We start from the raw sequence: 12215 nt of genomic DNA on the forward strand, positions 1-12215 counted from the left end.
CCCTCCTCAAGACCATCCGCGCCTGATCGCTTCCCGGGTTCACCTCGTCCTCGACAAGGTCAGGCGGCTCGTGCACCGCGCCGAACCCCGTGGGTGATTACACTCAATCTATGATTTAAAATCAGGAACTTATGATATTTTTGCGACGGGGGGCCGCTTCAGTGCTGATACACAAACGTGCGCAGGCACGCGCGCAGGACGAACAAATCCGAGAGCAGATCGCTCACGTCCGGGGCCTCAAGCTTATGCGCCACTCGGATCGCCAGGGACTCGCAGTTGCCCTCCGACCCGCACGGCTCGCGCCTCCTATGAGGCCTCTGAATGCGTTAAAGCATTAGAATGCAAATCAGGTCTCCAGGGGCGCCGTCGGTTGCCGAGCAGCTGGGCCAGCTCGCTTGCGGTTTGCGACTTCCGTCGAACGGAAGACTCGGTCAGGCTACTCGGCCGTGCGAAGTCCAACGGTAGCAACTGAAATGAATTTAGGATCGAAGCTTCGCGTCCGAGATCCTAACGCGCGCGTCCAGTAAAGCCGGCGACGGGTGGCTCCAGCTGCCGGACTATATGCTCGCAGAAAACTGTTGGATTAGCGGCGAAAAATAATACGCTTTGGGGTGTAAGTTGGAAAATCTCTGACTGGTCCGACTGTGAGTGATCGTACGATGTGTTATGGAACGGTTGCCGCGAGACCAAGTGGGTGACTGTCATGATGAAGGCATGCTTCTGATGGTAAGCAGCACGGATCCTACTTTTCTGAAATCCGCTTCCTTGACCCCTGTCCACGAAAGTCACCAACGGTTTTTTGCGTCCACCTTTTGAACGCCCTCCTAAAATTTGCCACATCGGAAAATCCGACAAGCACCGCGATGTCCTCATAGTTCAATTTTGTTTTGGAAAGATATTCGATGGCGAGGGATCTGCGAAAATCATCGACGATCATCGAGAACGTGATGTTTTCGAGCTCCAGGCGTCGGCGAAGGGTCCGCGCTGTCATGTGTAGAGACTTAGCTGCGTCTTCTATGTTCGGGGATGAGCTAGGTGAACGCATCAATATTTGATAAATCTCTCCGGCAATACCAACTGACGTTTTTGCCTTTCCAACGAGATTGTCACAGGCTTCCTGAAACATGAATGTCGTTAAGTGATGCGCCATCTGCGGCTTCCAATCGAGGATGGAGCTATCGTAGTGAAGCTCACATCGGTCCTGATCAAAAAAGCACGGACATCTCAGATATTTTTCATATATATCAATATAATGCGGCTGCTTGAAAGAAAAGTTCGCCTTCGTGGGAGGGCATGATACTCCAGCAACATCTTGAATATGAGTAGCCTGCTGCGTAAATTGCTGTTCTATCAAAAACTGTCGAAGCTCCCCTGACGGCGCAAAACTGAATTCGTCAGGAAATCTCCAGATAGCTGCGTCAGGACCCTCTTGCCATTCGATCGTCAAGGTCGGCGTTGCCAGAAAGTGGTATTTTACTCCGAGATTAAAATAATCCCGGAGCGACAGGCAGGACATGAGGGCATAGCCGTACATTCCGTAGGCCGAGAGGTGAAGGCGGGAGCCCACCTGGAACGGCGTGCTCGGATCTTGTGAAAGTCGCAGTGCATTCCGGCAGGCATCTGCGTACTGCCGCACCGAGGTCAGGGTCGCGCCGTCTCGAAGCTGGCTTACGTTCACCCCGGTCCCATGCAGGCAAGCGTCCGCTGGGATGCCCTGCTCCCCCAGAACCTCGACAAGCGCAGCGATCTTGTAAGGCGCGTAGATCCGTTCGCCCGGCAGCGGCAACTTACTGAACACGGGTGCCTCCCGCCTGTCCTCTAAGGACCGTAGTATGTCCCACGATGACCTTGGCGGCTACCCAGGGACGGATTAAAGTCATGGAAGATCAGGGGGGACCAAGAGCCGCGGAGCTTGCGTGATCGCACAGCGTTGACCGCACATGTGGTCGAGCACGAGCGCGACAAATTTCATGATCTGGGCAAGCATTGTTGCGAGCCTCACAGCCGTTATCGTCAATGATCAAATCGAAATCTGCCTTCGATTTCGCCGGACGCAGCTTCGCCACGATTTATCGCGGTGTTCGTTCGATAATCTTATACATTGTTATAATAGAATGAAGCAATAGTGCACTTCACCGGCAGATGTCGTTTGACAGCCCAACAATGAAAAGGAAGTCGCCATGAAATCGAAATCTCGCAAGATTATTATCACTTGTGCAATTACTGGATCGACGCATACGCCGTCAATGTCCGAGCATCTTCCGTTGACGCCCGAACAAATCGCCAGCCAGTCGATCGAAGCTGCGGAAGCGGGTGCTGCGATCATCCATCTCCACGCTCGCAACCCGGCTGATGGCAGGCCGACACCCGATCCGGCCGTCTACCGCCAGTTCGTGCCCGTCATTGCAGCCGCCACCGACGCCATCGTCAACATCACCACTGGAGGCAGCACGCGCATGACGCTGGCCGAGCGGCTTGCTTATCCGCTCGAAGTCGGGCCCGAAATGTGCTCGCTAAACATGGGCTCGATGAATTTCTCGATCCATGACGTCGCCAGCCGGATTTCCTCCTGGCGCTACGACTGGGAAAAGTCTTATCTCGAGGGCATGGAAGATCAAGTATTTCGAAATACGTTTAAGGATATTGCATATATCTTACAGGATCTCGGTGCCAAAGGCACAAGATTCGAGTTCGAGTGCTACGACGTCGGCCATCTCTACAATATTTCCTATTTTGTCGAGAAAGGGCTGGTGAAGCCCCCCTTCTTTATTCAGTCGATCTTTGGCGTGCTGGGTGGACTTGGTCCAGATCCTGAGAACTTGACGCTTATGCGCATGACGGCGGATCGGCTCTTCGGTCGGGAATCATACCAGTTCTCGGTGCTCGGTGCTGGTCGCCACCAGCTCCCGTTCGTCACCTTGGGCGCGCTCATGGGCGGCCATGTTCGCGTCGGGTTGGAGGACAGCATCTACATCGCCAAGGGCGTTCCTGCTAAGTCGAGCGCAGAGCAGGTCTGGAAGATCAGGCGAATCCTGGAAGAACTCTCGCTTGAGATCGCAACACCGGCAGAAGCCCGAGAGATCCTCCGGTTGAAGGGTCCAAGCAATATTAAATTCTAGTTTCGCAGACATCTTTATCTAAAAAATATCTAGGGAGAAGACGCGAAATGAGCGAGAGGTTAAGCAGCGCACCCGCGGACCGGGTCCTGCGCAGCGCCACCGCGAAGGTGAACCGCCACCTTCTGCCGATGATGGTGTTCATCTATTTTCTGTCCTTTATCGATCGCACGAACGTCGCGCTCGCGAAAGGGGCATTCCAGGTCGATCTTGGCATTACGCCGGCAATGTACGGGTTCGGCGCAGGGATCTTCTTCTGGGGATACGCGCTCCTGGAAGTCCCGAGCAATCTTCTGGCGCACCGCATCGGCCCGCGACGCTGGATCGCGCGCATCGCGGTGACCTGGGGGGCGATCTCGGCGCTGATGATGTTCGTGCAGGGGGAATGGTCGTTTTACGCGTTTCGCCTCCTGCTCGGGATTGCCGAGGCCGGCCTGTTCCCGGCCCTCATGTACGTGACGACGCTTTGGTTCGCACAGCGCGACCGGGTGTCGCGATCGGCTGGATCTATACGGCTCCCGCCATGGGACTGACGATCGGAAATCCTCTTGGCGGCGCCCTCATGCAGCTCGACGGCATGGGTGGACTTCACGGCTGGCAATGGATGTTCCTGCTTGAGGGGCTTCCGACCGTCATTTTCGGTATCGTCCTCTGGTTCATCTTCCCCGACCGCCCGCGGGATGCGCGCTGGCTCACCGCCGACGAAGCCTCGGCTCTCGAGCGAAACGCCGCCGGAGCCAAGGACTCTCACGCCCATGCGCCGTCGAAGGACTGGGTCTCCGCCCTCAAGCGCCCCAGCACGGTCCTGATCGCGCTCATCTACTTTCTTAACCAGATCGGGTTCGTCGGGCTGTACTTCTTCATCCCCTCGATGGTGCAGCAGATGCAGGCGAGTACGCCCCTGATGGTCGGCCTGCTGTCGAGCACCGTGGGGATCGGATTTCTCCTCGGCGTCCTGATCCTGCCGCGCATCAAGCCGCTCTTCGAGAGCGACATGATGTTCCTCGGCGTCGTCACCACGGGTTTGCTGATCAGCGCAACGATCTTCCTGATGGTTTCGCTGCCGGCAATCCATCTCGTGCTCTTTACGACCACCGCGTTCTTCGCCGGCGGGATCCTGCCGATCTTCTGGTCGATCGCAATGAAACGCCTGCAAGGCATCCAGGCGGCCGCGGGCCTCGCCTTCATCAACACGATCGGCCTGATGGGCGGCTTCGTCGGGCCCTACATCTTCGGGCTCGTCGAACGGGAGACGGGCCGCAGCGCCTCGGGCTTCATCGTCATCGCAGTCACGGCGGCGCTGGGCCTCGTCCTGATCACTGCTCTGGCAAAGGCTCTTCGCACTGAATCCCGTCCCCAGGACGACGGGCTCCTCGTCCCGAGCCATACCTAAGACGATCTGGCACGACCCGTCGGCTCCCTGGAGCCAACGGCGCCCCTCTGGCAGCAGCCTTTCAGACAGGATCCATCATGGCCACCTTCGATCTTTTGAAACCAGCCCCCGGCCTTCGGGTCCTCGTCACGGGCGGGGCCGCCGGTATCGGCCTCACCATCGCCAAGGCGTTCGACGAGGCCGATGCACGCGTCTACGTCTGCGACATCGACCCTGCCGCCGTGGCAGCCGTCACGGAAGCCCATCCATCGATCGGCGCCGGCGTCGCCGATGTCGCCAACAGGGAGAGCGTCGACCGGCTGGTCGATGCCGCAGCCGAAGCGCTGGGTGGGCTCGACGTCGTCGTCAACAATGCCGGCATCTCGGGTCCCACCGGTGCCATCGAGGACCTGGAGCCCGACGATTGGGATCGGACGGTTTCCACCAATCTGAACAGCCAGTTCTATGTGTTGCGCCGTGCGGTTCCGATCCTGAAGCGCTCTCCGGCGGCCGGCATCGTCGCGATGTCGTCGGTGGCTGGCCGCCTCGGCTACCCGTTCCGGACGCCCTACGCATCGACCAAGTGGGCGATCGCCGGCCTAGTGAAATCGCTGGCGATGGAACTCGGCCGGGACGGCGTGCGGGTCAATGCCGTCCTGCCCGGCCCCGTGGCCGGACCGCGCATGGACCGCGTCATCGCCGCGCGGGCGCAGGCTCTGGGGCTCGGCTTCGACGAGATGAAAGCCGAATACCTCACGAAGATCTCGCTGGGCAGGATGGTCACCGAAAGTGACATCGCCGCGACGACGTTGTTCCTATGCTCGCCGGCGGCCAGGAATATCACCGGCCAGGCCATCAGCGTCGACGGAAACGTCGAGCACTTGTAGCCCCACTGGGCAAGCCGTTGCCCCGCGCGCCGACGAAGCGTCCGCTCTCGCGTCATCACGGCCGGAAGCATCGCTCAACGGCACACGACTTCAGCTGCGCCAACGCTACCGATGGGTCCGCCGTGAGAAACAGCCTGACACCGTACGCGGCTGACGAACTGGTCCCGGACGGAGCCACGATCATGATTGGTGGCTTCATGGGGGTCAGTACGCCGGTCCGTTTTGTCGATGCGCTCGTGGCTCGTGGTGCCAGGGAGCTGACGATCATCGCCAACGTTACCGTACGGCCGGGCATAGGCATCGACAAGCTGATCAGCGCAGGCGCCGTATCCCCCGCGATCGTCTCTCACAACGGCACGAACCCCGAGACGCGGTGCAGGATGCTGGCCGGCGACATCGTGGTTGAACTGGTCCCACTGGGTACCCTGGCGAAGCGTGTGCTTACCGGCGGCTCCGGCCTGGGCGGCGTGCTGACGGCCACCGCCCTCGGCACTATCGTCGCCGAGGGCAAGACCGTCCCGACGATCGGCGGCCGGGAGTTCCTGATCGAGGAGGCGTTCCGTGCAGCGATCGCCCAAGTCGCGGCTCGAAGTGCGAACTACGCCGGCAACCTCGCCTATTCGCTCACCGCCCGGGACTTCAATCCGCTCATGGCTCTGGCAGCCGGCACCGTCATCGCGGAGCCGAACGAGATCGTTCCAGCCAGCGTTCTATCACCGGACATCATCCATGTGCCGGCCATCCCGGTCGACCAACTGGTCAAACGCCCGCTCCCTCCGTGAGGTTCGAGACGATATGAATTTCCCGCGAACTGATCGCACGCCGCGTTGCCCAGGATTTACAGGACAACACGCTGCTCAACCTCGGTATCGGGCTCCCGACGCAGGTCGCGCGCTTCGTTCCCCGAGGGCGCCGGGTCTACTTTCAGCCCGAGAACGGCATCGTCGGTTTTCGAGCCCGCCCCCGGAGGGGATGGAGGATGTGCACCTGACCGACGCGGCTGGTGCGTTCGTCTCCGCCCTGCCAGGGGCGGTCGCGTTCGCCTCGGCGATGCCGTTCGCCCTGATTCGCGGCGGTCATCTCGATGCGACCGTCCTCGGAGGGCGGCTGGCGACCTGTACGGGCGATTGGCCGATTGAATGATACCGGGACAGCTCGTCCTGGGCATGGGTGGAACAATGGACCTCGTCAGTGGAGCCCGTCGCGTCATCGTCGAGATGAATCATACGCAAAAGAACGTTCTCAAGATCATCCCGGAACTCACGCTGCCCGCGACATCGCTCCGTCCCGTGATTCTCAGTGTGACGGGAAATGGCGGCGATCGAGCCCGGCCAGGACCGATTATCTCTTCGCGAGCGTGCACTAGGTGTGTCGGTTGATGCGATCCTCGGAGCGACTGTGCAGGTTTTTTCATCAAAGAATATGTTCCAGAAATGTCACTCTGAAGAAATGTGGCTGTTTCACGATGCGCAACTGGAACGCTTTTTGAGTTGAAACATACGATAATTGATTGCGATCGATGTGAAATCATGTCGTATATCGGTGTCCAACGAAGTCATAAAATAGGAGCTGGCTATGAAGAAAATAAAGGTTCTGCTGTCCATCGGGTGGTTTACCCTTTCAACCGCCTCCGTCCTAGCGCAAACAAGCGTCAAGGTTGGGGTCCTGAACGATATGTCGGGCGTCTACTCGGATATCGGCGGCAAGGGTTCGGTTGTCGCGGCGCAGCTGGCGGCGGAGGACTTCGCGGCGATCAGCAAGGACGTCACTGTCGAGATCGTTTCGGCCGATCACCAGAACAAGCCGGACGTCGGCGCCGGCATCGCCCGGCAGTGGTACGATCGCGATAGCGTCGACGCCATCTTCGACGTCCCGACCTCGTCGGTAGCGCTTGCTGTCAGCCAGGTTACCCGTGAGAAGAACAAGATCTTCATCGACTCGGGCGCTGGCAGCACCGACCTGACCGGGTCGCAGTGCTCGCCCAACACCGTTCATTGGACCTACGACACCTACGCGCTGGCGAACGGTACCGGCGGCGCCATGGTCAAGCGCGGCGGCGACACCTGGTTCTTCCTGACTGCCGACTACGCCTTCGGGCAATCGCTCCAGAGTGAGACCGCCGCGGTCGTCACCCGCAACGGCGGCAAGGTCCTCGGCTCGGCCCGGGTGCCGTTCCCGGCAAACGATTTCTCGTCCTTCCTGCTCCAGGCGCAGGCCTCGGGCGCCAAGGTGATCGGGCTGGCGAATGCCGGCGGCGACACCATCAACGCCGTCAAGCAGGCCCATGAGTTCGGCATCACCCAGGGTGGGCAGAAGCTCGCGGCGCTCCTGTTCTACGCCCAGGACGCCAAGGCGCTCGGTCTCGAGACCGCCAAGGGGCTGGTGCTGACGGAGGCCTTCTATTGGGACCTGAACGACGGGACCCGGGCCTTCTCGGAGCGCTTCGCGAAGCGCGCGAACGGCAACATGCCGAGCATGAACCAGGCCGGTGTCTACGGTGGGATGATGCACTACCTGAAGGCGATCGCGGCGACGAAGTCGAAGGACCCAAAGGTCGTGATGGAGTGGATGAAGGCCAACCCGACCGACGATCCGCTGTTCGGCAAGGGCATGATCCGCGCCGACGGCCGCACGATCCACGACATGTACCTGTTCGAGGTCAAGAAGCCGTCCGAATCGAAGGGCCCCTGGGATGTCTACAACAAGCTCGCCACGATCCCCGGCGACCAGGCTTTTAAGCCAATGAGCCAGGGCGGTTGCCCGCTTGTCGCGAAGAACTAAACCTAACAATCAGATCGGCCAGCCGCGCCTGCATGCAGATTGCAGCCGGCTTGCCGATCACGAAGGGCCGCTCGCGTCATGCGACGCGCAACAAAAAAGCATTGATAAGTATTGGGAGGAAGAAATGTCGCCGTTCCTACGCATTGCTGTCGTTGCGCTGGCCGTGTCGCCCGCAATCTCGCCCGCGTTAGCCCAACAAGCTGCGCCTCAGCCGTCCGCCGCGACCGAAATACAGACTGGCGGCGAGGCATTCGCCGCCCAGCAAGCAGCCGCCAACAGCAAGCCGGGTCCGCGTCGGCGCCCGGCCGAGACCATCCCGGTCCCGATCGAAGGGGTCAGCTCGGCCGCCCAGGCGATGATCGCCGCGCCGTTCCCGCCGCACTTCAACGCCGAGCCGCAGAGTGCGGCGGAGTGGAAGGACCTGATCGAACGGCGGGCCGCCCTGATCCGGGCGGCGCTTCCAGCCATGCAGGAGAAGATGGCGGTCACCGTGCAACCGGCGGTCATCGGTGGGGTCAAGGCCTACATCGTCACGCCGAATGCGATTCCGGAGGCCAACAGGAACCGGCTGCTCGTCCACATGCATGGCGGTGGATACGTTTTCGCGCCGGGCGAGGCGGCGTTGCCGGAAGCCCTGATGATCGCCGGGTTCGGCGGCTTCAAGGTCATCTGCGTCGACTACCGGATGCCACCCGACTTCCCCTACCCGGCTGCGATGGACGATGCCATGGCTGTCTGGAAGGCAGCTATCACGATGGCTGATCCGAAGAACATCGCGATCCTGGGCACCTCGACAGGCGGGGCGATGACGCTCGCGATGGTCCACCGCGCCAAGCAAGAGGGTCTGCCGCTGCCCGCGGCGATCGCACCCGGCACGCCGTGGTCGGACATCACCGATACCGGCGACACCTACAAGAGCAACGAGTGGGTCGACAACATCCTGGTGACGTGGGACGGCTGGCTTGGCCGGGCCGCCAGGCTGTACGCAGCGGGCCACGACCTGAAGGATCCGCAGCTCTCGCCGATCTACGGCGATTTCAGCCGCTTCCCGCCCGCGATCCTTACCTCGGGCACGCGCGACCTGTTCCTGTCGAACACCGTGCGGACGCATCGCGCGCTGAAACGCGCCGGTGTCGTGGCCGAGCTGAATATCTACGAAGGCCAGTCGCACGCCCAGTACATGGGGAACATCGACGCGCCAGAAACGCGGGAGGCTTTCAATGACATCGCGCGGTTCTTCGACGCCTATCTTGGAAAATAAATGATACAAGGCGCGCCTCGATAAATATTGATTGTAAGGGGCGCGCTTACTAAAAATACAATATGTTTATGATTTGGTATGTAATGCTAAGAAAAGTCATTGTTCGTGGGAGTTTTATTGATTATGAAAGAATCAATCAAATTAAAATGGCACTTGACAGATTGATTATTATATTTGTTCCAACTATGTACTTTTTGCGAGGGGTATTGCCAGACAGACTGGACCTCTACGCTGACGCTGTCGTGCTGGGCTGAGGAAGCCCCCGGGCCGCCTGTGCGACGCTGCAGCACCCCAGCAAGCAGGTAGGCCTTCGAACGCGCTGTACGACGCCGTGCGGGCCGATCACTCCGATCGCGTTGGCCGCCGCGAGCAGGCACAGACCGGCGAGCAGGGGCACTGCGACGATGGCCAGGACCACGTCGGAGGTCCGTGGTGAGCCGCGACGAGGCTCGAAGGCAAGGTGCCGCCGGCTGCCTTTGCAAACAATGGAATGGGTCGCGAATGATCTTCCTGGCATGTTCCGATCCGGGACCTGCGGGTTTGCGCCCCGCAATTGGCGCGAACGGACCGCCGGGTTCAGGATCCGCCGACGACGGCAACGCCAAGGACAAGGATCAGGCACAGCCCGACCCCGCCTGCAGCCCAGAGGAGCCACGCGGTGGCGCCGTGCCCATTGTCGTTGCCGGACCGCGGCCGCTCGCTCGGCCAGCGCCGCCATCGTCGACATGGCGACGGGGCCTGCTGGACCGACGAGCCCGAGCCGGCGTCAGGGGGATGGCGGTACGACATGACCGGGATATCCGGTGCTGCGGTCATCCGTGGCGGTGCCGCCATGGCCGGACAGGAGATCGGGATGGGTCGACGCCAGGCCGCCGCCGAGGCGTGCCCAATCTTCGATCGACCCGGCCGTTGGGAGAGTAAGGCCCGGTGCGTCGTCCGTTCCTGCCACAGAGCCTGACCCCGCCCAGCCGCCCCAGGCAAATGACGCCGTCCGAACGATGGCCTTCTTCATGTCGCTCTCCCGTCTCGGTGGCTGACGCGGACCGGGAACCGTCGCCCCTGCCTTCGCGCGGCAAGGTCGGAGGTTCGAGCCTAAGCTTTCGTGAACCAACTTGGCCGGCGCAAGCCGCCCGCGAAGGCGTGTCATAGGGAGTGTCAGGTTTGTCCCGACAGGATTGCGGTCTTCTCCGACTGCGCCTCCATCCTCGGCGCCACAGATCACTCGGTGAGCGGGGAGACCGGGGCACCGAGCCCGGTCGCTGCAGGAGCCGGCGCGAGAGGACCCTGCGACCCGCGAGCCAAGCCACAGGCCACCTCGTCGAACCCGTCACGGTCGTGGCCCGCAAGGGTCAGCCACCACCATCACGGAGTTGAAACAGATGAAACGTCTCGCACTGGCCCTCGCGGCCGCATCGGGCCTGATGCTGTTCTCGTCAGCGAGCGAAGCCCGGCCCTTCGGGCGCGGCCAAGGTCACGGCTTCCACCACGGCGGCGTCGGCGGCCATCACGGCGGGCTCCGCCAGGGTTTCCATGGGCACCGGTCGATCGGCTTGCGCCCCCACGCCAGGCGCTTTGGTGGATACCGCCGCTACGGCCTGTCGCGAGCCCGGTACGGCTACGGGCGCCCCTACGGACGCTACGGCTACGGGTACCGCCGCGGCCATCGCGGCCTCGGGCTGGCGGCCGGTCTCGGTCTCGGTCTCGCCGCGGCCGCCGCCAGGCCCGCCTATGACCGCGGCTATGGATACGGCTACGCCCCGGTAGGCTACGGGTACGGCTACGGCCAGCCCGCCTGCAACTGCGGCTACTGAGGTCCTCCGTCCATCGGACCCGCACCCGGATCCTGGCGGCCCCGTCCCGCCGGGACTTCCCTTCCCTCATGACCTAGGCGAACCCATGAAGACGCTTCTCGCAACCAGCCTCGTCGCCGGAGGCCTGCTGGCCGGCCCCGCGCTCGCCCAGGACAAGGCGGCGCAGCCGCCCGCCGGTGCCCAGACCGCACCGATGACGCCGCCGGCGGCCGGCGCTGCGATGCCGGCCCCGGCCGGCAACGCGGGCGGCATGACCATGGCCGACACCGCAACCGCCAAGATCAAGTTCGTCACCGCCAAGCCGGCAGAGGTGACCTCGTCCAGACTCGTCGGCAAGAACCTCTACAACAACAAGAACGAGACCGTCGGGGAGATCGAGGATCTCGTCATCGACAACGGCAAGACCGTCACCGGCGTCGTCGTCAGCGTCGGCGGCTTCCTCGGCATGGGCGAGCGCTACGTGGTGGTCGACCCCTCGTCGATCTTCCTGCACAAAACGGACGGCAAGCTCAAGGCGATGGTCGACACGGACAAGGACGCCCTGAAGAACGCGCCCGAGTTCAAGTACAGCCGGAACACCTGATCCGTCGCGCGTGGCTCCGTGTTCGCGGAGCCACGCTCAAGCGCTCCCGTGCGCGGGCCCTGTCGGGATGAACCTGACAGGCGTCGGTGAGAACGGCGAGGCTCGGCGAAACCTCTTGTCGCCTGCGATGATCCGGGCGCTACTCGGAACCGCTTCAACACCATTGAGACAGCGGAAAGAGCGGCGATGATCATGGACATCATCAAGCAGGGCTCCCGCGCCCGGGCCCTCGGGCGCCCGCGGGATGCCTGCAACTACCCCTTGGACTCCCGCGAGCGCCGGGCCTGGTACGAGGGCTACGATGGTTCGACGTGGGATTTCGCCGAGCGGGTCACCCATCCGGCCGTCGCGTCCCGGAGCCGCACGACCCGGGACGCGGCGGCCAACCCGACCTCGATCTAAAT

At 61.9% G+C, this 12215-nt stretch carries 10 protein-coding genes and 2 pseudogenes; 10 read left to right on the top strand and 2 right to left on the bottom strand.

The features are described from left to right. Nucleotides 1-742: 742 nt before the first annotated feature. Nucleotides 743-1798 (bottom strand): AraC family transcriptional regulator, encoded by a 1056-nt coding sequence (locus BMX97_RS26675; protein WP_091754216.1) that lies wholly within the window; start codon nucleotides 1796-1798, stop codon nucleotides 743-745. 382 nt (nucleotides 1799-2180) lie between these two features. Here BMX97_RS26675 and BMX97_RS26680 point away from each other — a divergent pair, with 382 nt between their 5' ends. The 7 genes and pseudogenes from BMX97_RS26680 to BMX97_RS26710 all read left to right on the top strand — a co-directional run bounded on the left by BMX97_RS26680 (nucleotide 2181) and on the right by BMX97_RS26710 (nucleotide 9417). Further along, nucleotides 2181-3119 carry a 3,5-dioxohexanoate:acetyl-CoA acetone transferase gene (locus tag BMX97_RS26680; protein ID WP_091754217.1) on the top strand — a complete coding sequence of 313 codons (939 nt, stop codon included), beginning with the start codon at nucleotides 2181-2183 and terminating at the stop codon, nucleotides 3117-3119. A gap of 131 nt (nucleotides 3120-3250) precedes the next feature. Then, a pseudogene (locus tag BMX97_RS26685) lies at nucleotides 3251-4509 on the top strand (MFS transporter). 77 nt (nucleotides 4510-4586) lie between these two features. Then, a complete protein-coding gene (locus BMX97_RS26690; protein ID WP_091754218.1) occupies nucleotides 4587-5375 on the top strand; it encodes an SDR family oxidoreductase in 789 nt (262 codons plus the stop codon). Between the two features lie 122 nt (nucleotides 5376-5497). Next, on the top strand, nucleotides 5498-6157 hold the full coding sequence (locus BMX97_RS26695) for a 3-oxoacid CoA-transferase subunit A (RefSeq protein ID WP_091754219.1): 660 nt from the start codon (nucleotides 5498-5500) through the stop codon (nucleotides 6155-6157). Nucleotides 6158-6174: 17 nt separating this feature from the next. Next, nucleotides 6175-6820 (top strand): annotated as a pseudogene (locus BMX97_RS26700) (CoA-transferase). A 130-nt stretch (nucleotides 6821-6950) separates the two neighbouring features. Beyond that, a complete protein-coding gene (locus BMX97_RS26705) occupies nucleotides 6951-8156 on the top strand; it encodes an ABC transporter substrate-binding protein (RefSeq protein ID WP_091754220.1) in 1206 nt (401 codons plus the stop codon). Nucleotides 8157-8280: 124 nt separating this feature from the next. Next, nucleotides 8281-9417: an alpha/beta hydrolase gene (locus BMX97_RS26710; protein WP_091754221.1), complete on the top strand. Its 1137-nt coding sequence runs from the start codon at nucleotides 8281-8283 to the stop codon at nucleotides 9415-9417. A gap of 766 nt (nucleotides 9418-10183) precedes the next feature. On the opposite strand, the gene BMX97_RS26725 is transcribed toward BMX97_RS26710, so the two are convergent. Beyond that, nucleotides 10184-10429, bottom strand: a complete 246-nt coding sequence (locus BMX97_RS26725; protein ID WP_091754224.1) for a hypothetical protein — start codon at nucleotides 10427-10429, stop codon at nucleotides 10184-10186. Between the two features lie 367 nt (nucleotides 10430-10796). Here BMX97_RS26725 and BMX97_RS26730 point away from each other — a divergent pair, with 367 nt between their 5' ends. From BMX97_RS26730 to BMX97_RS26740, 3 genes are all read left to right on the top strand, one after another. Beyond that, a complete protein-coding gene (locus tag BMX97_RS26730; RefSeq protein WP_091754225.1) occupies nucleotides 10797-11228 on the top strand; it encodes a hypothetical protein in 432 nt (143 codons plus the stop codon). Nucleotides 11229-11313: 85 nt separating this feature from the next. Beyond that, nucleotides 11314-11811, top strand: a complete 498-nt coding sequence (locus tag BMX97_RS26735; RefSeq protein WP_091754226.1) for a PRC-barrel domain-containing protein — start codon at nucleotides 11314-11316, stop codon at nucleotides 11809-11811. Between the two features lie 186 nt (nucleotides 11812-11997). Then, nucleotides 11998-12213, top strand: coding sequence for a hypothetical protein (locus BMX97_RS26740; RefSeq protein WP_060850927.1), 216 nt, complete (start codon nucleotides 11998-12000; stop codon nucleotides 12211-12213). The last annotated feature ends 2 nt before the right edge of the window (nucleotides 12214-12215 follow it).

The sequence above is a fragment of the Methylobacterium sp. ap11 genome, from assembly GCF_900110515.1.
GTDB lineage: Bacteria > Pseudomonadota > Alphaproteobacteria > Rhizobiales > Beijerinckiaceae > Methylobacterium > Methylobacterium ajmalii.

What these genes read in the sequence shown, in the direction of transcription:
- BMX97_RS26705 (WP_091754220.1), top strand. Translation starts at nt 6,951, where the DNA reads ATGAAGAAAATAAAGGTTCTGCTGTCCATCGGGTGGTTTACCCTTTCA.
- BMX97_RS26680 (WP_091754217.1), top strand. Translation starts at nt 2,181, where the DNA reads ATGAAATCGAAATCTCGCAAGATTATTATCACTTGTGCAATTACTGGA.
- BMX97_RS26690 (WP_091754218.1), top strand. Translation starts at nt 4,587, where the DNA reads ATGGCCACCTTCGATCTTTTGAAACCAGCCCCCGGCCTTCGGGTCCTC.
- BMX97_RS26710 (WP_091754221.1), top strand. Translation starts at nt 8,281, where the DNA reads ATGTCGCCGTTCCTACGCATTGCTGTCGTTGCGCTGGCCGTGTCGCCC.
- BMX97_RS26730 (WP_091754225.1), top strand. Translation starts at nt 10,797, where the DNA reads ATGAAACGTCTCGCACTGGCCCTCGCGGCCGCATCGGGCCTGATGCTG.
- BMX97_RS26740 (WP_060850927.1), top strand. Translation starts at nt 11,998, where the DNA reads ATGATCATGGACATCATCAAGCAGGGCTCCCGCGCCCGGGCCCTCGGG.
- BMX97_RS26735 (WP_091754226.1), top strand. Translation starts at nt 11,314, where the DNA reads ATGAAGACGCTTCTCGCAACCAGCCTCGTCGCCGGAGGCCTGCTGGCC.
- BMX97_RS26725 (WP_091754224.1), bottom strand. Translation starts at nt 10,429, where the DNA reads ATGAAGAAGGCCATCGTTCGGACGGCGTCATTTGCCTGGGGCGGCTGG.